Origin of the sequence: Nonomuraea sp. NPDC050680, assembly GCF_040654555.1 — a bacterium.
Classification (GTDB): domain Bacteria; phylum Actinomycetota; class Actinomycetes; order Streptosporangiales; family Streptosporangiaceae; genus Nonomuraea.
The window spans coordinates 793,348-820,329 of the sequence record NZ_JBFAIF010000003.1; the positions used below are offsets into that span (position 1 = coordinate 793,348).

Sequence of the window (26,982 nt, forward strand, 5' to 3'; positions counted from 1 at the left end):
ACTGTTAAGTTGGCCCGATGCTTACCCCGGGCCAGTTGCAGGCCATCCGTGAAGTGGTCGCCACCGGTTCGCTCAGGACTGCCGCCAAGCGCCTCGGATTCACGCCGTCGGCCATCTCGCAGCAGGTCTCCTCGCTGGAGCGGAGCCTGGGGGTCCAGCTGTTCGAGCGCCTGCCGCGCAGCATCCGGCCCACCGCGGCGGGGGCCGAGCTGGCCCGCAAGGCCGCCAGGTTGCTGGCCGACCTCGAGGCGGCGGAGGAGGAGATGCGGTCCTTCGCCGCCGCCCACCGGGGCAGACTGCGGCTCGGCAGCTTCTGGTCGGCCGGGTTCCGGCTGGCGCCGGCCGTACTGGCCGAGTTCCTGCGCGACCACCCCAACGTGGACATCCGCTACGAGGAAGGCGATCCGCACCGGACCATTCCCGCGGTGAACGAGGGGCGGCTCGACCTGGCCGTGGTCTTCGAGTACGGCATGGTGCCGCACAGCTGGCCGAAGGACCTGAACATGACGTTGATCATGGAGGAGCCGCTCTACGTGCTCGTGCCGACCGGCCATCGGCTGGCCGCCCGCAAGCGCATCCAGTTCAGTGAGCTGTCGGCCGAACGATGGATCTCCTACACCGAGGGCATGGACGCCTCGCTCAACCTGTCGCACATCTGCGCGGCCAGCGGCTTCGACCCCGACGTGCTGTTCCGCACGAACGACTACAACCTGCCGTTCGCGCTCGTACGCAAAGGGCTGGGGGTGGCCATCGTGCCGGAGCTGGCGATGATCGAGTCGCACGATGTGTGCGTCTTCCGGCTCGGCGACACCTCCCACATTCGCCGGGTCTTCACCGTGTGCCGCGCCACCGACCCGAACCCCCTGCTCAGCCACGCGACGAGCATGCTCATCAGCGCAGCGGAATCCCTGCGCCGGCGGACGGATCTCCCTGTCGCCGTATGAGCCCCGTCGCCGTATGAGCCGGGTCGCCGTATGAGCCGGGTGTCAGCCGGCGAACCTCTTCGCGACGTCACGTGCCCATTGCGCGGCCTTGGCCGCCTCGTCGCCTGTGAAGGGCATGCCGGGCATCCGGCTCAGGCGCTCCACCTGCTCGGCGTAGCGCAGGTGCTCCTGGTGGGCGTGTTCGCGGCAGGCGAGGCAGGTGACGCTCTCCGGACGCGGCGAGGTCATCGCATAGGGCACCTGGAGCCCGCAACCGGTGGTGACGACACTCGGTGCGTCGGGCGCGCCGCCCAGCGTCGATGCGATCACATTGCGGAAGGCGGCGCCGGCCTGCATCACCTTCTGCTCGACGTGGATGTGCGGATCGGCCTGGCTCATCTGCGTCTGCGCCTCCGTCCGAGTCGTCCGGGAATCAGACGTTCAGGAATCAGACGTTCAGGAATGAGACATCCAGGAATCAGACGTCCAGGAATCAGACTAATGCGTGGACTCGCGTGGGGCGCCTGACCAGTTCGGCAGCGGTTCGCAGCTTCTTCTCCACTGCGGCGGCAGTTGAGTGTTCTCGGCGGCCGCGATGATCCCGCCGACGATGGCGCACGTGGTGTCGACGTCGCCGCCGGCCGCCGCCGTGGTCCACATGGCGGTTTCGAAGTCATGGCGTTCGCGAGCCGCCACCCAGAGGGTGAACGGGACCGTGTCGTGCGCGGCGACCTGCCGGCCGTTGCCGAGCATCCGGGCGGCCAGCGTGGGGTCGCTGATGGTGAGGAGCTGCCGAGCCTCGGCGATGCCGTCGTGGACCATGCTCGCGGGCACGTGCTCTCTGACCCGATCGAGGAAACGCCCAGCGGACAAGTCAGGCTCTTTTACGGTGACGGCTGTGGCCACAGCGACGGCTATGGCGCCGGCCACCGCTTCGTGATGGGTGTGGGTCACCTGTGCCGACAGGGCGGCCTGCCGTACGACGTGGGTCAGGTCGTCGGCGAGCCAGGCGCCGAGCGGTGCCACGCGCATCGCGGCACCGTTGCCCCACGAGCCCATGCCGTCGAAAAGCTCCGCCGAGAGCGTCCGCCAGTCGCCGCCCTCACGCACCAGCCGGAGCATCCGGTTCGTCGCGGGGCCGTAGCCGCGGTCGAAGTCGTGACGGGCGGCGAAACTCGCGGCGAGCTCGTCTTGGTCGATGGTGCCGTGGTCGGCCAGAACGCGATAGACGGAGCAGGCCATCTCGGTGTCATCCGTCCACTGCCAAGGGCCGGGTGGAAGGAGGCGAGAAGAGAGGGCGTGCTTGTTGGCCGGTACGAAGAATTGGGAACCGAAGGAGTCGCCGAGCGCCAAGCCAAGGAGAGAGGCTGTGCTCCGCGCGAAGAGATGAGCTGACATCACTGCCATTGTGCAGCACGTCGGCCGGACGGGCCGCGCTTCAAGGGCCGAAGCGCGGCGTGGCCGTGGCCTCGGGCCGGAAGAAGGCGGCCATGAACCCCGCGCCCACGAGGCTTGCGACCGCGGCTGCGAGCACTGCCCGGTGCATGCCGTCGAGGGTGTCGCCGATGCTCGCCACCACGCCGTCGGCCGTGTCGGCGCCCAAGGCCGCGACGGCGGCCAGCACCGGAGTGCCGAGGGTGAGAGCGATCTGCTGGCTCATCGTGCTCAGGCCGGTTGCCAGGCCCTGCTCCTGGTCGGGCAGGCCGGAGGTGGCGATGACCGTGTAGGAGACGAGGCCGAGAGCGTGGCCGAAGAAGGCGACCGCGACGGCGGTGAGGACGATGTAGATTCCGGCGTCGCCCTCGTCCACGGTGAGTAGCGCCAGGATGCCGAGGCCCTGGATCGTCAGGGCGGTGATGATGGCTGGCTTGCTGCCGATCGCGCCGATCACACGAGGAGCGAGGAGCCCGCCCGCGATGGCCGCGATGCTGGATCCGCCGAACGCCAGGCCCGCCATGAGCGGTTTGTAGCCGAGCACGTCCTGGAGATAGAGCGTCATCTGGAAGACGACCGCACTGGGCATGCTGATGACGAGGAGCCCGGCGCAGTTGCCCCAGCGTACGGTGGGGCGTTTGAGCACGCTGACCGGCGCCAGCGGGTTGGGGCTGCGCAGCTCGATGAACCAGAAGGCCACCAGCAGCACCGCGGCCAGGATCAGGCAGCCGATGACGGTGGGGTCGCCCCAGCCGCTCTCCTCGGTCGCGGAGATGCCGTAGACCAGGCTCAGCAGAGCGCCGGTGACCGTGACCGCGCCGGGAACATCAAGCCGGCTGCGGGTCCGGTCGCTGGTGTCACTCAGGAGGCGCGGCCCAAGAGCGAGGATGAGTACGACGACCGGCAGGTTGATCAGGAAGGCCCAGCGCCAGCTCAGTAGGTCGGTCAGGACGCCGCCGAGCACCGAGCCCAGCGCGAAGCCGCCCGTGAGCAGGGTTCCGTTGAGCCCTAGGGCGCGCCGGCGTAGCGAGCCTTCGGGGAACGACGTGGTCAGCAGCGACATCGCGGCGGGCGTCGCCAGCGCGGTGGCGAGCCCCTGCCCGATACGGCCCGCCAGGAGCATGCTCGGTGACTGGGCGAGGCCGCCGACCAGCGACGCCACGCCGAGGACAAGTATGCCCACCAGGAAGAGGTTGCGCCGGCCGAAGAGATCGGCGACGCGGCCGAACAGCAGCGTGAAGCCCGCGGCCGGCAGCATGAATCCGGTGACGATCCACTGCAGGTTGCCCAGCTCGAAGCCGAGCTCGGATCCGATGGTGGGCACGGCGATGTTGAGCACCGAAAAGTCGACCGCGAGCATGAACTGGGCGCCGAGCAGGACGGTCAGGATCAGGCGGTGCCGGGTCGTCATCCGATCCTCGGCGGGCCTGTCCCGCGCTTTGGTGATGGCATCGAGCTCGGTCATCGCTTCCCTCTCATCCGGTGACTCTCGCCTCCGACCTCCGCGCCACGGTTCACACGGCTGCATCGACGGTCGGCCGTCGGCCTGCGGTCAAGCCGACAGAAGGGAGAACACCGGCGAGCGGGAGGGGGTTGCACTACCCATCCCCATTGGCTCGATACCGTCTACGCCCTGGCCTCGTGCAAGATGCTGGAGATCGAGGACGACATCGAGGTGGCCGGCGAGGCCGCCGACGGGGAGGAGGTGCTGCGCGTGGCCGGGCAGTGCCGACCGGACGTGGCGCTGGTGGACGCGAGGATGCCCAGGATGGACGGCACCGAGCTCATCCGCCGGCTGTCGGCCGGGCATCTCGGCGTGGCCGCGATCGTGCTCAGCACCTTTGACGAGGACGACTACATCTTCGGCGCCCTGAGCGGCGGGGCCGTCGGTTACCTGCTCAAGGACTGCACGCCGGAGGAACTGGTCGACGCCATCCGCCGGGCGAGCCGCGGGGAGACGGTGCTCGCCTCGCCCTCCACCTCAAGGACGCCAGGGACACGAACCACACCACCGCCTGAGCGGCAGGCGAGCCGGCCTCGCACGGGCACTCGGCGCCACACGACGCCTCATCGGCCTCCATCGTCAGCTTGGCCAGGAGCTCGGGATCGGTCCACCCTTGGATGATCTAGGTGCTGATGTCCGTGGCGTACAGGGTCAGGCGTCCTCAGACCCGGCGGGGGTGACCCACTCGACGAACTGGACGATCACGCCGTTCGGGTCGGTGGCCTGGAAGAGGCGTTCGCCCCAGGGCTCCTCGCGCAGCGGCATGGTGATCTCGACGCCCTCGGCGCGCAGCCGCTTCTCCTCGTCGTCGATGCCGGTGCCGGTGAAGGCGAGGATCAGGCCGGAGGCGCGCTGGTCGCGCTGCTCGGGTGGCAGGACCTCGATGCCGCGGGCGAGCAGGACGATGTCCACGGCCGCGTCGTCGCGCGAGAGGGAGGCGAATCCGTCGGCGGCGGCCTGCTCGGTGTAGCCGAGGTGGGTGGTGAAGAACCGCTGGGAGGCGGCGACGTCGTCGACGGTGAGTGAGACGGTGGACGCGGTGATCTGCAAGGCGGTTCTCCTCATCAGCTGCGGGGAGCCCGTCGCCGCCGGTCGGCGAAGCGGTATGGACAACCCCTCAACGTTCCTTCGTCGCAAACTTACGACGATGGTAAACTTATCCGGAAGGCTGAGGGGTGTCAACATAAAAATACGACGAGGGTAAGATTGCGTCATGGCTACCGACACCACATCGCCCGTGCAACCCGCCGGCCTGCGGGAATCCAAGAAACAGGAGACTCGGCAGCTCATCTCCGACCACGCCACCCGCCTGTTCATCGCCCAGGGCTTCGAGCAGACCACCATCGCCGAGATCGCCGCCGCCGCGCGGGTCGCGAAGAAGACGGTGACCAACTACTTCGCGCGCAAGGAGGACCTGGCCCTGGACCACCAGGACGCTTTCATCGCCTCCCTGGCGCACACGGTGACCGCTCGGCGGGACGGCGAGTCGGCCCTGGCGGCGCTGCGTCGCGCCTTCGCCGACGCCGCCACGGCCATGGATCCGGTCGCCGGGTTCTCCGGTCCCGCCTTCGCCCGCATGGTCGCCGCCAGCCCGACCCTCTCGACCTGCCTGCGCGGCCTGCACGACCAGCGCGAACATGCCCTGGCCCACGCTCTCGCCGCCGCCGTCGGAGCACCGCCGGAGGACGTCACCGTCCGGACCGCCGCCGCGCTGCTCGGCACCGTCCACCGCATCTTGTTCCAGCGCATCCAGGACCTCACCCTGGCCGACCGCCCCAACGGCGAGATCGCCGAAACCGTCGCCGCGGAGGCGGTCCGCGCCTTCGACATGCTCGAACCGGCGCTAGGTCACTACGCCATCGCCTGACGCTGCTCGAACCGGCGCTAGGTCACTACGCCATCGCCTGACGCTGCTCGAACCGGCGCTAGGTCACTACGCCATCGCCTGACGCGATCGCGGAGCGCCTCGTGTTCACGTCTGCTCGGTCACCTCGATGGCGGCGCCGGGGCAGACGGCGGCGGCTTCGCGGACCGCGCTGTGCTGGTCGGCCGCGGGCTCGGGTTCGAGCAGGATGACGATGCCGTCCTCGTCGCGCTGGTCGAACACCTCCGGCGCGATCAGTACGCACTGCCCGGCGCCGCAGCACTTGACCTCGTCCACGATGACTTTCATCTCGAGATTCCCCCCTTGTCGATCAGGATTACCAGCGGACCGGCACCGTACGCAGGCCGCCGACCGCCAGCCCTTCCACGCGCTCCAGCTCCTCCACCGGCACCGCCAGTTCCAGCGTGGGGAGCTTGCGCAGCAGCACCTCCAGGACGACCTGCAGCTCGGTACGGGCCAGCGCCTGACCGAGGCAGGAGTGCGCGCCGGAGCCGAAGGCCAGGTGGGGGTTGGGGGTGCGGGTCAGGTCCATCTGGTCGGCGGCCTCGAAGGCGCTCTCGTCCCGGTTGGCGGCGGCCATGCTGCAGATCACGGTGGTGCCCTTGGGCAGGAGGGTGCCGCTGACCTCGGTCTCCTCCTTGAGGTAGCGCGGCAGGCCGAAACCGGAGTTGGCGTCGAGGCGCAGTGTCTCCTCCACCGTGGAGCGGATCAGCGAGGGCTCGGCCAGCAGGCGCTCCCACCGGGTACGGTCGGCCAGCAGCATGGAGACCATCTTGCCGATCATGTTGGCGGTGGTCTCGTGGCCGGCGACCAGCAGCGCCATGCCGGTGACGAGGATCTGGATCTCGGCCAGCCCGCCGTCTTCGGGGCCACCGGCCGCGATCAGCTCGCTCAGCAGGTCGTCGCCCGGCTCGGTGCGCTTGGCGGCGAGGTGGTCGGACATGTACTGGAAGAACTCGGCCTGGGCGGCCTCGATCTCTTCCTTGCCGTAGCGGGTGAGGTTGAGCAGCGTGTCGGACCAGTACGAGAACCGGTCCCGATCCTCGGCGGGCACGCCGAGCATGTCGCAGATGACGTACACCGGCAGCGGGAAGCCCAGGCCCGCCCTGAGGTCGGCGGGGGCGCCGCGCTCGACCATGTCGTCGATCAGGCCCTCGGCGATCCGCGCCATCTGGGGCCGCAGAGCGTTCATGCGCTTGGCGGTGAACCACTTGCCGACCAGGCGCCGCCAGTGCTGGTGCTCCTCTCCGCCGTCGGGGATGATCGTCGCCATCTCGCTGTTGAACAGGCCGCCGTCGTCCGTGGCCGACAGCCGGGCCGCGTCGGGGGCGTTCAGCAGACGGGTGAAGCGCGGGTCGGCCAGCACCTCCTTGACGTCGTCATAGCGGGTCAGCAGCGTCGCCTGGTCGCCGCTGGGCAGCCTCACATGCGCCACCGGGCACTTGCCGCGTAGCTCGGCCCACTCCGCGGGCGGGTCCAGCGCCGCGTCGCTGGGGATCGGATAGCTCAGAACCTGCTCGTTGATGCTCATCGGGCATCTCCTCGTGAATGAACGAACGAACGATGGATGGTGGCCTTCTGGTCGTGCGGGTTCTCACGCGGGCGTGAGTGGAGGAGTGGGCTGCCAGGTGCCCAAGAGCCGCTGCCGCAGGAGGCGGGCCTGCTTGGGCATGTTCCAGCCGAGGACGCCGGTGATCTGGCCACCCTCGCGATAGACGGCGGCGAAACGGTGCTGCTCGGGGTCGCCCTCGGCGATGGTGACCTCGGCCGCCGGTGCGGGCAGGCCGTGGGCCTGGATCTTGATGTCGTACTGGTCGGTCCAGAAGTACGGGATCGGCGTGTACGGGCGGTCGGCGCCGAGGAGGTTGGCCGCCACCACCTGGGCCTGCTCGGTGGCGTTGGTGCGGTTCTCCAGCCGGAGGCGCCTGCCGAGCCCGGCGTGTTCGAAGGAGGCCACGTCGCCGACGGCGTACACGCCCTCGGCGGCGCGGCAGCGCGCGTCGCACTCCACCCCGTCGCCCAGGGTGAGGCCACTGCCGGTCAGCCAGCCGGTCGAGGGGCGGGACCCGACGGCGACCACGACCGCGTCCGCGGGCAGCAGCTCGCCAGTGGCCAGCCGCACGCCGGTGACCCGGCCGCCGGCGCCGGTCAGCTCGTCGACGACGACGCCGAGCCGGCGGTCGGTGCCGGCCGGCTCGTCGACCGCCACGTCGAGCTGGTCGTCGATGCCGGTCAGTTCGGCGACCGCGACTCCGAGCCGCAGCCGGACCCCGCGCTCGGTGTGGGCGCGGGTGAGCAGGCCGCCGACCATGTCGCCGAGCTGCTCGCGCAACAGCGTCCGCCCCATGCCGACCAGGGTGACCTCCAGGCCCATGGTGCGGGCGGTGGCGGCGAGTTCGGCGCCCAGTACGCCCTCGCCGACGACCACGAGCCGGGTGCCGGCGGTCAGGCGAGCGCGCAGCGTGAGCGCGTCGTCCAGGCCGCGCAGCACGTGTACGCCCGCCAACCCGTCCTGACCAGGCAGCCGGTGCGGCGTCAGACCGGTGGCCACGACCACGGCGTCGGCCCGCAGCACGCGGCCGGAGGCGGTGGTGACGGTCCGCTCCGCCGCGTCCAGCGCGACGGCGGGCTCCCCCCGGACGAACTCGGCGGCCAGGGCGTCGAGCTGGGCCGCGCTACGGAGCTGGGCGCGGGCCGGCTCCCAAGCGCCGGCCAGGACCTGCTTGGACAGCGGCGGCCGATCGTAGGGGAGGTGGGGCTCGGCGTCCACCAGGGTCAGCCGGCCCTCGTGGCCGAGCCGCCGCAGCGCCTCCGCGGTGCTGAGGCCGGCGGCAGAGGCGCCGACGATCAGTACGTGTCCGGGCGAGGTCACGAGGCGCTCCCCGGGGCGAGGGCCTGAGCTGCACTTATGCACATAGGTCGAGATCCCTTCGTCGTCCCGGTCACACATTAGCCTACAGCTGCAAGGAAACTTGCACCTGTAGGCATTCGATAGGATGACACCTGTGGACACCGCCAGAGAGAGCAAGGCCTCATCAGGTGACCGGCGCGTGCGCCGTACCCGAACAGCGCTGGCACGCGCGCTGATCCAGCTGGTCGAGGAGCAGGACCTGTCCCGGATCAGCGTCTCCGACGTCGCCGAAGGCGCCGGCGTGAGCCGCTCGGCCTTCTACGACCACTACCGGGACGTCCACGAGCTGGCCGAGGACGCCTGCACCGCGATGATCGACGGCCTGATCGAGTCCTTGCCCGCTCCCGAGCTCGATTCGGCGGACCTGGTGCGGGAGACGATCCAGTCGCTGGCGGCGTTCTTCGCCAGCCTCGCCGAGCACGCGGGGCTGTATCGCGCGCTGCTGGGGCTGGAGGGCAGCGCGCGCGTCGTCGGCCATATTCGCCACCGCATGGCCTCGGTCATCCGTGACCACCTGGACGCGGCCGACGCCGGGCAGTGGCCGGAGCTCGTTCCGCATGACGTCACGGCCGCGTTCACCGCCGGGGCGCTGCTCGGCGTGGCCGTCGACTGGCTTGAGGGCGGATGTGCCCGGACCCCCGCCGAGATGGCCGAGGCGATCTGGCCGCTCTTGAACGCGCACTACCGCATCAACGAGGGCGGGAGGAGATGAGGCGACGGACCCGCCGGCCTCTGGACCGCTCAGGTCTGACGAGATGAGGCCGACGAACCCGCCGGCCTCTGGACCGCTCAGGTCTGACGAGATGAGGCCGACGAACCCATCAGCCGCCGGACCGCTCAGGTCTTACACGCGCACGTTTTCCCCCGAAGGAGAGCACCATGTCCACCGCTGATGTGTCGAGCAGGTCCCTGGCCCAGCTTGTTTCCTTGACGGGCCGCCGCGCGGTCGTGACCGGCGGCGGTCGCGGGCTGGGCAAGGCGATCGCGTCACGCCTGGCCGAGGCGGGAGCCGACCTGCTGATCGGCGACATCGACGAAGAGCTCGCCCTGACCGCCGCCGAGCAGCTCGCGCATCGCCACGGTGTACGGGTGATCGGCGCCGCCATGGACGTCACTGACGCCGCGTCCGTCGCCGCCTCGGCCGACCGCGCGGTCGCCGATCTCGGCGGCCTGGACATCTGGGTGAACAACGCCGGTATCTTCCCGGCGGTCCCCCTGCTGGAGATGACCGAGGAGACGTGGGACAAGGTGTTCGCGGTGAACGCGCGCGGCGTCTTCGTCGGCGCGCGTGAGGCGGCCCGGCGAATGGCGGCCGCGGGCACGGGCGGTGTCATCGTGAACATCGTCTCGACCGCCGGTTTCCGCGGCAGCGCGCCGGGCCTGGCCGCCTATGTCGGGTCGAAGCACGCCGCGCGCGGTGTCACGCGGGAGCTGGCCCTCGAACTCGCCCCGCTCGGCATCCGCGTGCTCGGGGTCGCACCGAGCTTCGTTCCCACCGAAGGCAACATGATGGCCGCGGCGGCCGTGATGACCGACGACATCCCGCCGACCGACCTCATGCTGAACGGCCCGATCGGGCGGGTCGGCGTACCTGATGACATCGCGCGCGTCGTCCTGTTCTGCGCGTCGGACCTGTCGACCTTCATGACGGGCAGCACGCTGCTCGCCGACGGCGGCGACACCGCCTGACCCGCCTCGGTCAGTGCCAGTAGTCCCGTTCGGGCAGTCGCAGGTAGGTGTCCGGCTCGGTGATCGCGCCGGCGCTGGCCGGACGCAGGCCCGCGCCGGCGAAGCAGTAGGCCTCGGCGTGGCCCACGTACAGGTATTTGAGCAGGATCTCCTCGGCCGAGTCATCGCTGGACACGTTGCCACCGCCCGGGTGGGTGTCCCACGCGATGACCTCGCCGTCGCGGTAGACGCAGCCCTGGTTGCCGCTCTTGGGGTTGGCGTACATGCCGTAGGCGACGGTGCCCGCCGACAGCACCTGCATGACGACGGGAGTCGAGGCCATGTAGCCCCATTGCTGGCCGACGACGCAGCCGCCGGGTACGTCGGTGAAGCCGATGAATTGCATGGCCTCCTCCTCGAACGGGTTTTCCATGGCCTCTTCCAGCTCTTCCTGGTCGGGGGATGTGGCGGCTAAGCGCTGTGCCGCCTCGGCTGCGCTGATGCCGTGGACACACGCCAGGCTGAAACCGTCGTACCCGATGCCGTCCAGCGCGCCCATCAGGCGTTCGGCCTCCGTCACGGCGGCGGTCTCGGCCTCGGTCAGCCCGGCATGACCCGGCGGGAACGGGAAGAACAGGCCCGGCCTGGGGCCCGCCAGGCTGAGTCGGCCGGGCGACCAGCCGGCCATCATGGGCCGCCATGGGTCCGCCCCCGCGGCGACCAGGGCGAGGGCGTTCTCGGTCCGGTCGTTGAAGACCGCGTCCCAGAGCGCGGTGCGGCCCTGGCACTCCGCGTCGACGTCATCGACCCGGCCGGCCAGCTCGGCGACCACCTCAGGCGAACCGCGCTCCGCAGCGGCGTGCAGCGGCCGCTCGAATGGGTGGGCCCCTTCGTTCGGGTCGGCACCCGCGTCGAGCTTGGCGCGGATCAGAGCGAGGTCCGCCCAGGAATTCCACCCGAAATCTGACCATCCTGCGGTCTCCCTGGCGGTCATGACAGCTCCTTCGAGATCACGTACGTGGACACGAGCGGGGCCATCATGGCGAAGGGCAAGGACAATTTCGGCGCGTCAGCCGGACGTGCTGAACATCTGGGCCGCCATCCGGAGCGAGGCGTCGACGGTGTCGAAACCGCGCGGGAGCATGACGCGCTCGTACGCGGCGACCGCGTCGATGAGTGACTGCTCGCCGCGTGCGGCGATGAGCAGCTCGCCGGCCAGTGTCGCGGCGTCCCGCAGCGCGGTGTTCGCGCCGACGCCGCCGGTCGGCGGCATGGTGTGGATGGCGTCGCCGAGGAGGGTGACCGGCCCGGACTCCCACGCGTCGACCCGCTCACCGGCCCGGATCGTGATCGGGAAGAACCTGTCCGAGTCGGCGGACGCGAACAGCTCCCGCAGCTCCGGATGCCAGTCAGCGGTCGCCTCGAGGGTGAGCTTCCACAGGGCCTCCGGCGAGAGCTCGAACAGCTCCTCGTCCGGCCTGCCGAGCCGCTCCTGACTCGCGAGCAGGGTGACCATCAGGTAATCCGACGCGCCCGCCGGCCGGGAGCGGAACCGCACCGGCGCGAACCCGGCGCCGCACCCGCTCTCGTCGGAGACCCAGGAGAAACCGTGGCTGATGGCCTCCGGGATGAGAGCCTCGGTGGCCTCGGTGATCGTCATCCGGCCATAGACGCATCGGAGGCCGATGTCTTTCACGGTGGCGTTCGGGAGCAACTGGCGGCGTACCGCCGAACCGACGCCGTCCGCGCCGACCAGCAGGTCGCCCTCGTCGTCCCCGCCCTCGGCGAACTCCACGCGTACCCGGCCGGAATCGGTGATCCGGTAGCCGGTCAGCGTCCGCCCGAAGTGGACGGTGTCGGCCAGGCCGGTGAGCAGGCCCTGGCGGAAGGTGTTGCGGTCCACGTTGGTGATCAGGTCGTCGGTGATTCCCGGGAAGGTCCGCGTCATCACCTGCCGTAGCCGGTGGGTGTAATTGGCCACGTGGCCGCCGCCATGGCGACGACCACGCTGCCGCACGTCATCGAAGGCGTCTGCGGCACCGATCCGACCTCGCCCGGGTTCATCACGCACTTCGCCGATCAGGTCGCCGTCCTGGCCCGGCTCATCGGGCTCGACGCCGCCGAACATGACGGCTCTGAGCCGTAGCGGGGAAAACGATGGTCATCGTCCCGGCCGGTACGGAGCGACGTGCCTCGTGCGGGGTCACCAGGGGCGCATGATCCAAGGAGGGTTGACACGAATCTGGTGACCAGGTCATCCTGTTCCGCGGCGTGCCCAAAAAGTGGCAAAACTCACAATCGGTAGGCATGACATTGGATGCACCACATTTAGCATCTGTACTGCGGCTTTACCAAGATCGGCTGTCCACATCTCCTGTCAGGATCGCTGTTTCGGGCGGTCAAGAACACCTCACCTACCGAGAGTTGGATCGCCTCGCGAACGGCATCGCCGCTCAGCTGCTTCGTCTCACGACGACCAGGCAGTCCTGGGTGGCCGTGCTCGCGGGCCGCTCGATCCGGCTGGTCGCGGGCCAGCTCGGTGTGATGAAGGCGGGCCTCGCCTTGGCGCCGATCGACCCCACCACGCCCGCCGAGCGGATCCATACCATGCTGGCGGGAGCCGCGGCCGTGGTCACGGCGCCGGAGTGGAGAGCTCTGGTCCCCGAGGGCATCCCGGTGATCGACACGCCCGGCGTGGCGGAGGCGTCACCCCTGCCGGACGTCAAGCCCGGCGATCTCGCGTACGTGATCCACACCTCCGGCTCGACGGGAACGCCCAAGGGCGTGCTCGTCCCCCACCGCGCGCTGACCAACCTGATCAGGTGGTCGCACGAGACCTTCGGAACCGGCGGCCGGGCCCCGCTGCTCACCAGCCCCAACTTCGACGCGTCGGTCTGGGAGATCTGGCGGTACCTGACCGCGGGCACCACGATCGTCATTCCCAGCGAGCGGACCAGGCTCTCGCTGCCCGCGCTGCGCGACTGGATCGTGGATCAAGAGCTGACCACCTGCTTCGCGCCCACTCCCATCGCCGAGGGCCTGCTCGGACTGTCCTGGCCGGAGCAGACCAGGCTGGCGACGCTGAGCACCGGCGGCGACCGGCTCACCACCTACCCGCGACCCGAGCTGCCCTTCCGGCTGTTCAACGTCTACGCCCCGGCGGAATGCGCCGTCATGGCGATCGTCGGCGAGGTGCCGGTCTCCGCCGGCCAGAGCCGTCCGCCCGCGCTCGGCTCGCCGCTGCCCGGCGTCACCGTCCACCTCCTGGATGAGAGGATGCGGCCGGTCGAGGAGGGCGAGATCTACTTCGGCGGCGTGTGCGTCGGCCTGGGCTATCTCGACCGCCCCGACCTCACGGCCGAGCGCTTCGTCCACGACCAGGACGGGCGGCTCCTCTACCGCACCGGAGACCTGGCCCGCCGTGACCAGGCCGGCCAGTTCGAGTTCCTGGGCCGGGCGGACGACCAGGTCAAGATTCGCGGCAACCGGGTGGAGCTCGGCGAGATCGAGACCGTGCTCGGCCGGCACCAAGGGGTCCGCGCCGCCACCACCGCCGTCCGCGGCCACGAACTGGTCGCCTACCTCGTGGGCACGGCGACCGAGCAGGAGGCGCGCGCCCACCTGCGCAGGTTCCTGCCCGACTACATGATCCCCACCGCCTGGGTCTTCCTGGACGAGCTCCCGCTGACCCGTAACGGCAAGGTGGATCGCGCCGCACTGCCCGCCCCGGTCCGCGAGCCCCGCTCCATCACGCCGCCCAGCACCCCCACCGAGGAACTGCTCGCCGAGATCTGGCGGGACGTCCTCGAGGCGGGGCCGATCGGCGCCGACGACGACTTCCTGGCGCTGGGCGGCCAGTCGCTGCTGGCGATGCGCATCGCCGCCCGCGCCTGCGAGAGGCTGAACAGGCCGGTCGAGCCACGGATGCTCTTCGAACACCCCACGCTCGCCGCGCTGGCCCGCGCGATCGACGGCCTGCCGCAGTCGGCGGCGCCGACCGCCACCGAGGACGGGCTCACGCCCGCACAGCGCCGGCTCTGGTACATCGACCAGGTGGCGCCCGGCGCGCAGTACAACGTGCCCATCCTGTACGCCCTGGACGGCCCCCTCGACACCGGCCGCCTGGAGCACGCGATCAACGAGATCGTGCGCCGGCACCCATCCCTGCGCACCCGTTACGAAGAGCACGACGGCGAGCCGGTGCCCGTCATCGTCGAGCCGGCCGGCGGGCTCATCACGATGAAGGTCATGGACGCCACCCCGCGTAGCGTGGACGCGCTGGCCCGGCACGCCGCCCGGGACCCCTTCGACCTGCGGAACGGTCCCGTGCTGCGGGCGCTGCTGCTCCGGCTCGCCGACGACCGGCACCGGCTGCTGGTGACCGTGCACCACATCGCCTTCGACGGCTGGTCGGCCGGGGTCTTCCTGGACGAGCTGGCCCGGCTCTACGCGGGGGAGACCCTGCCCACGCCGGGCGGGCCATACCGGCGCAGGCAGGGTCTCGACGGCCTGCCGTACTGGAGGAAGGTCCTGGAGTCCGCGCCCGAGCGGCTGGGGCTGCCCGCCGACCGCCCGGGATCGACGGGGCCGCTGCGGCCCGGCGGCCGGGTCCGGGCCACGCTGCCGGACGGGCTGCTCGCCGAGGTGGAGTCGCTGGGCAGGAGCGCTGGGGCCAGCCCGTTCATGGTGCTGTTCGCGGCCTTCCAGGCGTTGCTGCACCGCTACAGCGGCCAGGACGACCTCGTGACGGGCGTGCCGTTCTCCGGCAGGGAGACGCCGGGCGCGGAGTCCATGATCGGCTTTTTCGTGGAGACGCTGCCGATCAGGACCGGCCTGGCGGGCGACCCCACCTTCGAGCGCCTGCTGGCACAGGTGCGGGCGACGGTCCTGGCCACGCCTACGGACGTGCCGCTCGAAGAGATCGTCCGGGAGCTCTGCCCCGACGGCCGGCCGCCCTTCGACGTGATGTTCGCGATGCAGGAGCCGCTGGAGATCAAGCGGGGCGACGGCGTGACCTTCCGGATGCTCGAGGAGGTGGAGAACGGCGGTGCCAAGGCCGACCTGGTGCTCTACGCCGACGGGCGGGAGATGAGCCTGGAGTTCGCCGCCGATCTGTTCGAGCGCGCCACCGCCGAGCGCCTGCTGGGACATTACCTGCGTGTCCTGGAGCAGGTGGCGGCCGACCCGGCCGCGCCGATCTCCACGTTGCTCGCCCGGCGGCACGAGCCCGCCGGTCGCGGTCCCGACCAGTGCCTGCACCGGCTCTTCGAACAGCAGGCGGACAGAACGCCCGACGCGGTCGCCGTCGAGTTCGACGGCGCCGCCCTGACCTACGACGAGCTCGACCGGCGGGCCAACCAACTGGCGCACCTGCTGCGCGGGCTGGGGGTGGGCCCGGAGGTGCCGGTCGCCCTGCACGTACGGCGCTCGCTCGACCTGCCCGTGGCGCTGCTGGGCATTCTGAAGTCCGGCGGCGCGTACGTACCGCTCGACCCCTCCTACCCCGAGGCGCGCCTCACCCAGGTGCTCGGCCAGGTCGACACCCCGGTCCTGGTGACGCACCAGGCGCTGGCCGGCGCACTGCCGCACGAGCGGTCCGTCCACGTCGACACCGACCTTGATGACCAGCCGGAACACCGGTCGGACAGTGGCGTCACGCCCGACGACCTGGCCTACATCCTGTTCACCTCGGGCTCGACCGGTCAGCCCAAGGGCGTGGCGATGCCGCACCGCCCGGTCGCCAACCTCATGGCCTGGCACAGCGGTACGTACCGGAGCCTGCAGTTCACCGCGCTCGGCTTCGACGTCTCGGTGCAGGAGATCTTCAGCACCTGGGCGTACGGCGGGACGCTGATCATGGTCAGCGACGAGGTGCGGAGCGACTCGGCCGCCCTCCTCGACCACATCGCCCGGACCCGGGTGGAGCGGATCTTCCTCCCCTTCGTGGCGCTGCAGTCGCTGGCCGGCGTCGGGATCGAGCCGCCCGCCACGCTGCGCGAGGTGATCACCGCGGGCGAGCAGCTCCAGGTCACGCCGCAACTGGAGCGCTTCATCAGGCCGTGGATGACGCTGCACAACCAGTACGGCCCCACCGAGGGCGCGATCATCGACATCGCCCACACGCTCACCGGCCCTCCGGAGAGCTGGCCGCGGCTGCCACCCATCGGCAGGCCGGTCACCGGCGTCCAGACGCCGATCCTGAACCGCCTGGGCCACGAGACGCCCGACGGCGTCCCCGGCGAGCTGCACCTCGGCGGCGCCTGCCTGGCCAGGGGCTACTACGGCAAGCCCGAGCTGACCCAGGAACGGTTCATCACCTGGCGGGACGGGCGCAGGCTCTATCGGACCGGGGACCTGGCCCGCCGCGACGAGGCGGGCGAGATCGAGTTCCTCGGGCGCGCGGACGACCAGGTCAAGATCCGCGGTTACCGGGTCGAGCCCGGCGAGATCGCCGCGGTGCTGACCGAGCACCCTGCCGTCCGGGAGGCGTTCGTCATGGTCCGAGAAGGCGCCCTGGTGGCTTACGTGGTCGCCGACGGTACCCCCGAGCTGCGCCCTTACCTGGCCGAACGGCTGCCCGAGTACATGGTGCCGAGCACCTTCGTCGCGCTGGACTCCTTGCCGGTGAGCCCCGCGGGCAAGGTGGACCGGCAGGCCCTGCCGAAGCCAGGCCGGAGCGCGCGGATCGTCACGGCCCCGGCCACCCCGGTGGAACAGGCCATCGCCGCGATCTGGCAGGAGGTGCTGGGCGGGCCGGTCGGGCGGCACGACAACCTGTTCGAGCTGGGCGGCAACTCGCTCAACGCCACCCAGATCACCTCCCGGATGCGCGAGGCGCTGGAGGTGCGGGTGCCGCTGCGGACGCTCTTCGCCCACCCGACCGTCGCCGAGCTGGGCGCGACGTTCACGTCGCCGGACGTGGAGGCGGCCGCGGAGCTCTATCTGATGGTCGCCGCGTATTCGGACGAAGAGGCCGCGGCCCTGCTGCGCTCGATGGAAGGTGATCAATGAGCCTGTCGGCCCAGCAGCGGCAACTCCTGGACGCGTTACGCAAGAAGAAGCAGCAGAGCGAGCGGCCCAGGCCCGATCGGCTGCCGATGTCCTTCACCCAACTGCGCGCCTGGTATCTGGACAAGATGGCGCCGGGCGCCGCGCACTACCTGATACCGCTCGCCTTCCGCATCGAGGGCCCGCTCGATCGCGAAGCGCTGCACCGCGCGCTGAACGCCCTGGTGGCCAGGCACGAGAGCCTGCGCACCACCTTCGCCATGGACGAGGACGGCCCGTACCAGATCGTGGCCGGCTCGCTCACGGTCGATCTGGCGGACGCCGAGGACGGCACGCCGATGGACCTGACCACCGGCCCGCTCATCCGCGCCCACCTGGTGCGCGAGGGCGCGGAGCAGCACGTCCTGCACCTCTTGCTGCACCACATCGTCGCCGACGCGTGGTCGCTGGACGTGCTGCGCCGGGAGCTGAGCGCCTTCTACAACGGCCAGGAGCCGCCGGCGTTGTCGCAGCAGTACCCCGACTACGCGATCTGGCAGCGGGAGAAGGACTACAGCGGGGATCTGGCCTACTGGCGAGAGAGGCTGGCGGGCGCGCCGCCGTTCACCGAGCTGCGGACGGACCTGCCGCGGCCGGCCGTCCAGACGTACGCGGGCGCCGAGCTGCCCTTCTCCCTCGACCTTCCGCGCGAGGAGTTCACGGCCTACTGCCGCGGCTTGGGCGCCACGCCGTACATGGTGTTGTTCGCGGCCTATCTGGTGGTGCTCTCGCGGCGCTCCGGCCGGCTGGACCTGGTGGTGGGCACGCCCATCGCCAACCGGGACAGGATCGAGTACGAGGGCCTGATCGGGTTCTTCACCAACACCCTGGCCATCCGCGCCGACCTGTCGGGCGAGCCGTCGTTCGCCGAGGTGGTCGAGCGGGTCAAGGAGGCGGTGCTCGACGCCCACGACCACCAGGGGATGCCGTTCGAGCGGCTGGTGGAGGAGCTCAACCCGGAGCGCCGCCTGGACCGCCCCCCGGTGTTCCAGACGATGTTCATCATGCTGCCCGAGGCCACGGCGGCGTTGGACCTGGCCGGCCTGACGGTCACCTCCGTCGAGATATCCGAGCACACGGCCAAGTTCGACCTGACCGTGGGCGTCCGCGAGACGTTGGACGGGCTCGTGGAGTACAACACGGACCTGTTCCACGCCGGCACGATCCGCGGCCTGGTCGCCGACCTCCAGCAGGTGCTGGCCGGGGCGATGAGCGGGGACGAGACGCCGAGAGAACTGCCGGGTGAGCTGCCGCGCCACGAGATCTCCCGGCTCGTCACCCAGGCCTGGCGCGAGGCACTGGGCACCGACGCCTTCGGCCCCGACACCAACTTCTTCGAGGTGGGCGGCCATTCACTGCTGGTCCTCAAGGTGCACGAGCGATTACGCAAGCGGTTCAGCCTGACGGTCACCGACCTGTTCAGGTACCCGACGATCGCCTCACTGACCGCCTACCTGAGCGTCGACGGCCCGGCGCCGGCGACGGTCTCGACCACCGCGCCCGCCGCCGGCGGCGCGCTCGCCATCGTCGGCATGGCCTGCCGCTTCCCCGGCGCCACAGGGCCCGAGGAGTTATGGGCGGCGATTCGCGACGGTGTGGAAGCCGTCCAGGACTTCACCGACGAGGAGATCCTCGCCGACGGCGAGGACCCCGGCCGGCTGGCGGACCCCGCCTACGTCAGGTCGGGTACGGTACTGGACGGCATCGACCTGTTCGACGCCACACTGTTCGAGTTCACCCCGCGCGAAGCCGAGATCCTCGACCCGCAGCAGCGGCTGTTCCTGGAGAGCGCCTGGGAGGCGCTGGAGGACGCGGGCTGCGACCCCGCCCGTCACCCGGGGCAGATCGGCGTCTTCGCCGGCTCGGCGATGAGCAGCTATCTCATCGAGAACCTGCTGGCCGCGCCCGACGTGCTCAAATCGGTCGGCGACTACCAGGTCATGCTCGGCAACGACAAGGACTCCCTGCCCACCCGGACCTCCTACAAGCTCGACCTGCGCGGGCCGAGCATCAGCGTCAACACCGCCTGCTCCACCTCGCTGGTCGCGCTCCACCTGGCCAGGCAGAGCCTGATCGCGGGGGACTGCGACGTCGCGCTGGCCGGGGCGGTGCGGGTCAACGCCTGGACCCGGCGCGGCTACGTCTACCAGAGCGGCGGGATCGGGTCACCGGACGGCCACTGCCGTCCCTTCGACGCCGAGGCCCAGGGCACGATCGGCGCCGGCGGCGTGGGCGTGGTCGTGCTCAAGCGGCTGGAAGACGCCATCGCCGCGGGCGACACCATCCACGCCGTCGTACGCGGCTCCGCGGTCAACAACGACGGCACCAGGAAGGTCGGCTACACCGCGCCGGCCGTGGACGGCCAGGTCGAGGTCATCACCGCGGCGCTCGCCTCAGCCGGCGTCGACCCCGGCACGATCGGCTACATCGAGGCGCACGGCACCGGCACCGCGCTCGGCGATCCCATCGAGGTCGCGGCGCTGTCCCAGGTCTTCACCGGTGATCGGCGGATCGCCCTGGGCTCGATCAAGTCCAACATCGGCCACGCCGACGCCGCCGCCGGGATGGCCGGGCTGATCAAGACCGTACTGGCGCTCAAGCACCGCACGCTGCCGCCCACGGTCAACTTCGCGACGCCCAACCCGCGCATCGACTTCAGCCCGTTCTACGTGCCCACCGCCAGTGCGGAGTGGCCGCAGGAGCCGGGGCCGCGCAGGGCGGGCGTCAGCGCCTTCGGGATGGGCGGTACCAACGCCCACGTCGTGCTGGAAGAAGCACCCGCGCAGCTCCCCGCCACCCGGCCTTTCGCCCCACGGGCGCTCGGCCCGCACCTGCTCATCCTGTCGGCGGCCAGTGACTCGGCGCTGGAGGAGACGGCCACGCGGCTCCGCGCCCACCTGCGCGCGCGTCCGAACACGGACCTGGGCGACGTCGCCGCCACGCTCCGGCACGGCCGCCGTCAGCTGCGGCACCGCGCCATCCTGATCGTCGAGGACCGCCGGTCGGCGCTGGCGGCCGGGCTCGTCACGGGCGAGTCACGCCCACGTGAGGTCGCCTTCGTCTTCCCCGGCCAGGGCGCGCAACGCCGGGGGATGGGCGCGGGTCTGTACCGATCGGAGAGGGTCTTCCGCGCCACCGTCGACACCTGCTCCGGCATCCTTGAGCCCTACCTCGGCCTCGACCTGCGCCAAGTCCTGTATGGCGAGGCCTGGGACCTCGACCAGACCTGGCTCACCCAGCCCGCGCTCTTCGTCACGGAGTACGCCTTCGCCTGCGCGCTGATCGAGCGCGGCGTCCGCCCGGCGATGATGGCCGGGCACAGCATCGGCGATTACGTCGCCGCCTGCCTGGCCGGGGTCTTCACCCTGGAGGACGCCCTGCGCCTGGTCGCCGCGCGCGGCCGTTTGGTGCAGACCCTGCCCCCCGGCTCGATGCTGGCCGTGCCGCTGCCCGAGTCCGAGGTGGGTGACCTGCTCGGCGTGGACGTCTCGCTCGCGGCGGTCAACACCCCCGAGATGTGCGTCCTGGCCGGGCCGGAGGGGGCCATCGCGGAGGTGGAGCGGCGGCTGGAACGGCAGGGTGTCGCCTGCCGCACGCTGCGCACCTCCCACGCCTTCCACTCCGCCATGCTGGATCCGGTGCTCGACGCCTTCGCCGCCGAGGTCGCCTCGGTGCGGCTGGGCACGCCCGAGTTGCCGTACCTGTCCAACGTCACCGGGGGCTGGGCGTCCGGCGCCGAGACCAAGGACCCCGCCTACTGGGTGCGCCATCTGCGGGAGACCGTGCGGTTCGCCGACTGCGCCCGCGCCCTCGTGGCGGCCGACGCCGCCGTGGTGGAGGCGGGGCCGGGCCGTACCCTGACCACCCTGGTACGCCGCCAGGGCGGCCAGGCGACGGTCGCCCCCCTCGCCCTCGCCGAGCCGGACAGCGGGCGGACCGCCCTGCTGGAGGCCGTCGGGCGGCTGTGGGTCAACGGCGCCGACGTCGACTGGACGGCGTTCAGCCCACCGGGCAGGCGGGTGCCGCTGCCCACCTATCCGTTCGAGCGGCGCCGCTACTGGATCGAGCCCCGCACCCGGCGCTTCGAGGTCGCGGCCGCGCCGGTGGCGGAGGCGGTTCAGGAGCTCGACATGGTCGCCGCCGTCTGGCGGGATGTGCTCGGCCTCGCGCCCACCAGCCCGCAGGACGACTTCTTCGACCTGGGCGGCGACTCCCTCGTGGCCACCCAGCTCGCCTCCCGCCTCGGCCTGCCCATCGAGGCGGTCTTCGACCACCCCACGCTGAGCGGCCAGCGGGCGCTCGTCGCCTCGGCGGCCTCCCGCGAGGCGATCCCGGCCGTCGCCTCGGCGGACCACCGTAAGGTGGCGCCGGTCGTCGCCTCGGTGGGCCAACCTGGGGTGACGCCGGTCGTCGCCTTGGCGGGCCTCCGTGAGGTGATCCCGGTCGGCGAGGAGCCCGCTCCCGTCTCGTTCATCCAGCGGCGCATGTGGTTCATCGACCAGGTGCACGGCTCGGCCGCCTACGCCGTGGCCACGGCGCTGGACCTGCGGGGCGAGCTGGACGTGGCGCGGCTGCACGGCGCCCTGGGCGAGCTGGTGCGGCGGCACGAGTCGCTGCGGACCGTCTTCCGCGCCCCGGACGGTGAGCCGGTGCCGGTGGTGCTGCCCGCGGGGGAGACGCCGCTGCCGGTCGAGGACTGCGACGACGCCGAGCGGGCACTGAGCGAGGCCGCGGCCGAGTCGTTCGACCTGGCGCACGGGCCCCTGTTCCGCGCCCGGCTGCTGCGGCTCGCCCCGGATCACCACGTTCTGTCGCTCAACTTCCACCACATCGTCGTGGACGGCTGGTCGATCACCTTGCTGAGGAGCGAGCTGGTCGCGCTGTACAACGGCGAGACGCTGCCCGAGCCGCAGGTCAGATACCGCGACTACGCGCGCCGGCAGCGGGCCCAGGTCGTCGATCTCGGCTTCTGGAAGGAGCGGCTGCGCGGCATCCCGCACAGCCTGGACCTGCCCACGGACCGGCCGCGCCCACCGATGCAGACCTTCGAGGGAGCGGTCGCCACCCACGTACTGCCCGCGGAGCTGGCCCAAGGGCTGCGGAAGCTGAGCCAAGAGCGCGGCGCCACGCTCTACATGGCGCTGCTGACCGCGCTCCACACGCTGCTGTACCGCTACAGCGGCCAGGAGGACATCTGCGTCGGCTCGCCGGTGGCCGGGCGCACCCGCCCCGAGCTCGAAGGCATCGCGGGCTGCTTCATCAACACCCTGGTCATGCGGGCCACGATGGACGGCGGCCTGCGGTACACCGAACTCCTGGCGCAGGTACGCGAATACGCGCTGGGTGCCTACGCCCATCAGGACGTGCCGTTCGAACGGCTGGTGGAGGAGCTCGACCCGCCCAGGGACCTGTCGCGCAACCCGCTCTTCCAGGTGCTGTTCAACCTGCTCAACCTGCCCAAGAGCGACCTGGACATGGCCGGGCTGGCCGTCAGGGAGCTGGCCGTGGAGGTCGGCACCGCCCAGGTGGACCTGGTGCTCTACGTCAACGAGCTCTACGACAATGAGCAGGACGACGAGCTGGAGTGCAGGCTGGAGTACAACACCGCGCTCTACGACGCCGGCACGGTCCAGCGGCTGCTCCGGCACTACGAGGCCCTGCTGTCGGCGATCGTCGCGGCGCCCGAGAGCACGCTGTCCGAGCTGGACTTCCTCACCGGCGAGGAGCTGGCCGAGCAGCTGGACAGCCAGGACGTCGAGGTGCCCGACCTGTGCGTCCACGAGCTGGTGGAGGCCCAGGCCGACCGGACGCCCGACGCCGTGGCCGTCACCTTCGAGGGCGCCTCACTGACGTACCGGGAGCTGGACGGGCAGGCCAACCGGGTCGCCGGGCGGCTGCGCGCGGCGGGGGTGGGGCCCGAGACGCTGGTGGGCGTCGCGATGGAGCGCTCGGCCACGATGCTGGTCACCCTGCTCGGCGTGCTGAAGGCGGGCGGCGCGTACGTGCCGCTCGACCCGATGTACCCCCAGGACCGTCAGGACTACATCCTGGACCACTCCGGCATCGGCGTCCTGGTCACCGAGCGCGAGCTCGCCGGGCGCTACACCGGCTACCAGGGAGAGCTCATCCTGGCCGACGAGGAGGTCGTGCCGAAGGCGGGCGACGGCGAGAGCCCGGAACGGCTGCCCGCCCTGGCCACCCAGGAGAACCCCTGCTACGTCCTGTACACCTCTGGCTCCACCGGGCGGCCCAAGGGCGTGCGCGTCCAGCACTCCTCGGTGGTCAACTTCCTCACCTCCATGAGCCGCGAGCCCGGCCTGACCGGCCAGGACACGCTCCTGGCCGTCACGACGACCGCCTTCGACATCTCGGTGCTGGAGCTGTTCCTGCCGCTCACGGTCGGCGGGCACGTGGTGATCGCGAGCCGCGAGGCGGCCTACGATCCGCTACGGCTGGCCGCCCTGCTGGACGGCGCGACGGTCATGCAGGCCACCCCGGCGACCTGGCGGCTGCTGCTGTCGTCGGGTTGGGAGGGCAAGCCGGACCTGAAGGCCCTGTGCGGCGGCGAGGCGCTGCCCGCCGACCTGGCGGCCGATCTGCGCGGCCGGGTGGCCGAGCTGTGGAACATGTACGGTCCGACCGAGACCACGATCTGGTCCACCCTCACCCGGGTCACCGACGGGCCGATCACCATCGGCCACCCGATCGCCAACACGCGGATCCACCTGCTCGACGCCGCGATGCAACTGGTGCCCACCGGCGTGGTCGGCGAGCTCTACATCGGCGGGGCGGGTCTGGCCCGCGACTACCTCGGCCAGCCCGAACTGACGGCCGAACGCTTCATCACCTGGCGCGACGGGCGCCGGCTCTACCGGACCGGTGACCAGGCCCGCCGCCGGGCCGACGGCTCGATCGAGTTCCTCGGCCGGGCCGACGGCCAGGTGAAGGTCCGCGGCTACCGGATCGAGCTGGGCGAGATCGAGTCGCTCCTGCTGGCGCATCCCGCGGTCCGCGAGGGGGCGGTGGTGGTGCGCGGCTCGGACGACGATAAGAGCATCGCCGCCTACCTGGCCGCCGACTCCGAGCAAGACTGGCGCGAATACCTGCGGCGCAAGCTGCCCGACTACATGATCCCCTCGGCGTTCGTGCTGCTGGACGCGCTGCCGCTCACCCCGAACGGCAAAGTGGACCGCAAGGCGCTGCCCGAGCCGGTCGCTCAGGTACGCGCTGAGGGCGCGGCGCCGCGGACGCCGGCCGAGGTCAAGCTGGTCGAGCTCTGGTCGGCGATCCTGGGCGTGAAGGGGATCGGGATCGACGACGACTTCTTCGCGCTGGGCGGCGACTCCTTCAAGGCCGTGCGCGCCGTACGGGACTCGGGGATCCAGGCGACCGTGCTGGACCTCTTCAAGAACCCCACCATCCGCACCTTCGCCACACTGGACGGATCATCCCGAAATATCGGGTTATTGCATGAACTGACGCCGCCACGATCCGCGGCCTCGCTGACCCTGGTCTGCGTGCCGTTCGCGGGCGGCGGCGCGATCACGTACCAGCCGCTGGCCTCGGCCCTGCCCGAGCACATCTCCATGCTCGCGCTGCAGCCGCCGGGCCACGAGACCGGCAACCCCGGCGAGCCCGTGCTGCCCTTCCACGAGCTCGTCGAGGGCTGCGTCAAGGAGATCAAGGAGAAGGTCGACGGCCCCCTCGCCCTGTACGGCCACTGCATGGGCGGCGCGCTCACCGTCGAGCTGGCGCGCAGGCTGGAGGAGGAAGGCGTCGGCCTGGAGAAGGTGGTCATCGGCGGGCACCTGCCCGCGCCCCGCCTGCCGGGCAAGACCTTCGCCTGGTTCCGCAAGGTCTTCCCGATGGAGCGGTGGACCTCCAAGCGGCAGGCGCTGGAGTTCCTGCGGGCCATGGGCTTCTTCACCGAAGCGCTGGACCCCGGCGAGCGCGACTTCATCATGGGCGTCTTCCTCCACGACACGCAGGAGGGCGAGGACTACTACACCGACCTCTACCAGGCGCCCATCAAGAAGCTGTCCGCACCGCTGGTCTGCGTGGTCGGCGAGAGCGACCGCGCCACCGAGCTGTACGAGGAGCGCTTCCGCGAGTGGGAGGCCTTCTCCGACAAGGTGTCGCTGGAGGTGATCCCCAAGGCCGGGCACTACTTCCAGAAGCACCAGGCGCCCGAGCTGGCCGAGATCCTCGATGGCGGTGACCGGTCCCCGGCGCCGCTGCCGCCCCGCTACCAGCAGGCCAGCCTGAAGACGTTCTTCCTGGTGGCCTTCGGCCAGCTGGTGTCGCTGATCGGCACCGGGCTGACCACGTTCGGCCTGGGTCTGTGGGTCTACCAGCAGACACAGTCGATCGCGATGTTCGCCATCGTCTCGGTCATGGCGCTGCTGCCCGCCGTCGTGCTGGCGCCGATCGCCGGAGCCGTGGCGGACCGCTTCAACCGCCGGCTCGTCATGATCACCGCCGACTCGGCGGCCGGGGTCTCCTCCGCCTCGCTGGCCGCCCTGCTGTGGACGGGCGGGCTCCAGCTCTGGCACGTCTACCTCATCGTCGCCGTCGGCGCGGTGTCGACGGCCTTCCACCAGCCCGCCTACATGGCGGCGGTGGCCCAGCTGGTGCCCAAACGCTATTACGGCAGAGCCAGCGGCCTGGCCCAGCTGGGGCAGGCGGCGGGGACCGTACTGGCGCCGCTGCTGGGTGGCGCGCTCGTGGCCGCCATCGGGCTGCACGGCATCGTCGTGATCGACCTGTCCACCTTCGCCTTCGCGGTCACCGTGACCCTGGCGGTCCGCTTCCCGAACACGCTGTTCAAGAAGCGGGAGGAGACGTTCTGGCAGGAGATGACGGGCGGCTGGCGCTACATCACCCGCAGGCACGGGCTCCTGGCGATCATCCTGTTCACCTCGTTCCTGAACTTCCCCTTCGCCATGGTCGAGGTCCTGTCCACGCCGCTGCTGCTCAGCCTCACCGACACCCGCGGCCTGGGCATAGCGCTCTCGATGACCGGCATCGGGCTCCTGGTGGGCAGCGTGATCATGGCGGTGACCGGGGGCCTGGCCCGCCGCACGTACGGCATCCTCGGCTGCTTCATGGCCCTGGGCGTCTCCTTCGCCGTCATCGGGATCGCGCCCCATCCGGCGCTGCCCGCGATCGGGCTGTTCTTCGTCGGGCTGTTCACCGCGCTGCTGAACGCGCACTGGTTCGCCATCGTGCAGCAGAAGGTCGGACTCGATCTCCAGGGCCGGGTCATCGCCACGAACCTGATGCTCGGCTGGGCCATGGTCCCGGTCGGGTTCCTGCTGGCCGGGCCGCTGGTCGAGCGGGTCTTCGACCCGATCGCGGGCGCCGCGCACGGCAGGGGCATCGCCCTGCTCACCCTCGTCGCGGGCGCGGTGACCGTGCTGATCGGCCTGGCGGCCTACCGCTACCGGCCGGTCCGCTTCCTGGAGGACGACCTGCCCGACGCGATCCCCGACGCGGTGATCATCACCGACAAGGACCTGATCCAGCGGGCGGCCGACAAGCAGCTGGTCGCTTGATCCCTTTCCCGGTACGGCGGTGTCGTACCGGGAAGTCCACCTGCCGGGGATATTGA

Annotated in this window: 17 protein-coding genes; 8 read left to right on the forward strand and 9 right to left on the reverse strand. The window is 70.8% G+C overall.

What is annotated here, in order from left to right; translation table 11 throughout:
• Nucleotides 1-17 precede the first annotated feature (17 nt).
• On the forward strand, nt 18-944 hold the full coding sequence (locus AB0H88_RS14870; protein WP_357644461.1) for a LysR family transcriptional regulator: 927 nt from the start codon (nt 18-20) through the stop codon (nt 942-944).
• A gap of 42 nt (nt 945-986) precedes the next feature.
• On the opposite strand, the gene AB0H88_RS14875 is transcribed toward AB0H88_RS14870, so the two are convergent.
• The 3 genes from AB0H88_RS14875 to AB0H88_RS14885 all read right to left on the reverse strand — a co-directional run bounded on the left by AB0H88_RS14875 (nt 987) and on the right by AB0H88_RS14885 (nt 3,822).
• Nucleotides 987-1,322: a hypothetical protein gene (locus AB0H88_RS14875; protein ID WP_357644463.1), complete on the reverse strand. Its 336-nt coding sequence runs from the start codon at nt 1,320-1,322 to the stop codon at nt 987-989.
• Between the two features lie 99 nt (nt 1,323-1,421).
• Nucleotides 1,422-2,321, reverse strand: a complete 900-nt coding sequence (locus AB0H88_RS14880) for an ADP-ribosylglycohydrolase family protein (protein ID WP_357644465.1) — start codon at nt 2,319-2,321, stop codon at nt 1,422-1,424.
• Between the two features lie 40 nt (nt 2,322-2,361).
• Nucleotides 2,362-3,822 (reverse strand): MFS transporter, encoded by a 1,461-nt coding sequence (locus tag AB0H88_RS14885; protein WP_357644467.1) that lies wholly within the window; start codon nt 3,820-3,822, stop codon nt 2,362-2,364.
• A 183-nt stretch (nt 3,823-4,005) separates the two neighbouring features.
• Between AB0H88_RS14885 and AB0H88_RS14890 the strand changes: the two genes are divergently transcribed.
• A complete protein-coding gene (locus tag AB0H88_RS14890; RefSeq protein WP_357644469.1) occupies nt 4,006-4,482 on the forward strand; it encodes a response regulator transcription factor in 477 nt (158 codons plus the stop codon).
• A 30-nt stretch (nt 4,483-4,512) separates the two neighbouring features.
• On the opposite strand, the gene AB0H88_RS14895 is transcribed toward AB0H88_RS14890, so the two are convergent.
• Nucleotides 4,513-4,911, reverse strand: coding sequence for a VOC family protein (locus AB0H88_RS14895; protein WP_357644471.1), 399 nt, complete (start codon nt 4,909-4,911; stop codon nt 4,513-4,515).
• 163 nt (nt 4,912-5,074) lie between these two features.
• Here AB0H88_RS14895 and AB0H88_RS14900 point away from each other — a divergent pair, with 163 nt between their 5' ends.
• Nucleotides 5,075-5,728 (forward strand): TetR/AcrR family transcriptional regulator, encoded by a 654-nt coding sequence (locus AB0H88_RS14900; RefSeq protein ID WP_357644473.1) that lies wholly within the window; start codon nt 5,075-5,077, stop codon nt 5,726-5,728.
• A 105-nt stretch (nt 5,729-5,833) separates the two neighbouring features.
• Here the strand turns inward: AB0H88_RS14900 and AB0H88_RS14905 are convergent, their stop codons facing one another.
• The 3 genes from AB0H88_RS14905 to AB0H88_RS14915 form a co-directional block, all read right to left on the reverse strand.
• Nucleotides 5,834-6,034, reverse strand: a complete 201-nt coding sequence (locus AB0H88_RS14905) for a ferredoxin (protein WP_357644475.1) — start codon at nt 6,032-6,034, stop codon at nt 5,834-5,836.
• A gap of 28 nt (nt 6,035-6,062) precedes the next feature.
• On the reverse strand, nt 6,063-7,277 hold the full coding sequence (locus AB0H88_RS14910; RefSeq protein WP_357644478.1) for a cytochrome P450: 1,215 nt from the start codon (nt 7,275-7,277) through the stop codon (nt 6,063-6,065).
• Between the two features lie 63 nt (nt 7,278-7,340).
• Nucleotides 7,341-8,618, reverse strand: coding sequence for an FAD-dependent oxidoreductase (locus tag AB0H88_RS14915; RefSeq protein ID WP_357644480.1), 1,278 nt, complete (start codon nt 8,616-8,618; stop codon nt 7,341-7,343).
• Between the two features lie 124 nt (nt 8,619-8,742).
• On the opposite strand from AB0H88_RS14915, the gene AB0H88_RS14920 reads away from it, so the two are divergent.
• Nucleotides 8,743-9,369, forward strand: a complete 627-nt coding sequence (locus tag AB0H88_RS14920; RefSeq protein WP_357644482.1) for a TetR/AcrR family transcriptional regulator — start codon at nt 8,743-8,745, stop codon at nt 9,367-9,369.
• 167 nt (nt 9,370-9,536) lie between these two features.
• Entirely contained in the window at nt 9,537-10,346 is an 810-nt protein-coding gene (locus tag AB0H88_RS14925) for a glucose 1-dehydrogenase (RefSeq protein ID WP_357644484.1), read from the forward strand.
• Nucleotides 10,347-10,356: 10 nt separating this feature from the next.
• Here the strand turns inward: AB0H88_RS14925 and AB0H88_RS14930 are convergent, their stop codons facing one another.
• Entirely contained in the window at nt 10,357-11,319 is a 963-nt protein-coding gene (locus AB0H88_RS14930; RefSeq protein ID WP_357644486.1) for an ankyrin repeat domain-containing protein, read from the reverse strand.
• A gap of 75 nt (nt 11,320-11,394) precedes the next feature.
• On the reverse strand, nt 11,395-12,306 hold the full coding sequence (locus AB0H88_RS14935) for an NAD(P)/FAD-dependent oxidoreductase (RefSeq protein WP_357644488.1): 912 nt from the start codon (nt 12,304-12,306) through the stop codon (nt 11,395-11,397).
• On the opposite strand from AB0H88_RS14935, the gene AB0H88_RS14940 reads away from it, so the two are divergent.
• The 3 genes from AB0H88_RS14940 (at nt 12,307) to AB0H88_RS14950 (ending at nt 26,926) form a co-directional block, all read left to right on the forward strand.
• Entirely contained in the window at nt 12,307-12,471 is a 165-nt protein-coding gene (locus tag AB0H88_RS14940) for a hypothetical protein (protein WP_357644490.1), read from the forward strand.
• Between the two features lie 161 nt (nt 12,472-12,632).
• Entirely contained in the window at nt 12,633-17,336 is a 4,704-nt protein-coding gene (locus AB0H88_RS14945; RefSeq protein ID WP_357644492.1) for an amino acid adenylation domain-containing protein, read from the forward strand.
• Complete coding sequence (locus AB0H88_RS14950) at nt 17,333-26,926, forward strand: amino acid adenylation domain-containing protein (protein ID WP_357644494.1); 9,594 nt, start codon at nt 17,333-17,335, stop codon at nt 26,924-26,926. Before AB0H88_RS14945 ends, AB0H88_RS14950 begins: the two co-directional genes overlap by 4 nt.
• Nucleotides 26,927-26,982 lie beyond the last annotated feature (56 nt).

Bases quoted from the DNA above. Each gene is read 5' to 3' on its own strand.
- AB0H88_RS14870 (WP_357644461.1), top strand. From the start codon at position 18: ATGCTTACCCCGGGCCAGTTGCAGGCCATCCGTGAAGTGGTCGCCACC.
- AB0H88_RS14910 (WP_357644478.1), bottom strand. From the start codon at position 7,277: ATGAGCATCAACGAGCAGGTTCTGAGCTATCCGATCCCCAGCGACGCG.
- AB0H88_RS14885 (WP_357644467.1), bottom strand. From the start codon at position 3,822: ATGACCGAGCTCGATGCCATCACCAAAGCGCGGGACAGGCCCGCCGAG.
- AB0H88_RS14950 (WP_357644494.1), top strand. From the start codon at position 17,333: ATGAGCCTGTCGGCCCAGCAGCGGCAACTCCTGGACGCGTTACGCAAG.
- AB0H88_RS14875 (WP_357644463.1), bottom strand. From the start codon at position 1,322: ATGAGCCAGGCCGATCCGCACATCCACGTCGAGCAGAAGGTGATGCAG.
- AB0H88_RS14900 (WP_357644473.1), top strand. From the start codon at position 5,075: ATGGCTACCGACACCACATCGCCCGTGCAACCCGCCGGCCTGCGGGAA.
- AB0H88_RS14945 (WP_357644492.1), top strand. From the start codon at position 12,633: ATGACATTGGATGCACCACATTTAGCATCTGTACTGCGGCTTTACCAA.
- AB0H88_RS14920 (WP_357644482.1), top strand. From the start codon at position 8,743: ATGACACCTGTGGACACCGCCAGAGAGAGCAAGGCCTCATCAGGTGAC.
- AB0H88_RS14925 (WP_357644484.1), top strand. From the start codon at position 9,537: ATGTCCACCGCTGATGTGTCGAGCAGGTCCCTGGCCCAGCTTGTTTCC.
- AB0H88_RS14930 (WP_357644486.1), bottom strand. From the start codon at position 11,319: ATGACCGCCAGGGAGACCGCAGGATGGTCAGATTTCGGGTGGAATTCC.
- AB0H88_RS14880 (WP_357644465.1), bottom strand. From the start codon at position 2,321: ATGTCAGCTCATCTCTTCGCGCGGAGCACAGCCTCTCTCCTTGGCTTG.
- AB0H88_RS14905 (WP_357644475.1), bottom strand. From the start codon at position 6,034: ATGAAAGTCATCGTGGACGAGGTCAAGTGCTGCGGCGCCGGGCAGTGC.
- AB0H88_RS14890 (WP_357644469.1), top strand. From the start codon at position 4,006: ATGCTGGAGATCGAGGACGACATCGAGGTGGCCGGCGAGGCCGCCGAC.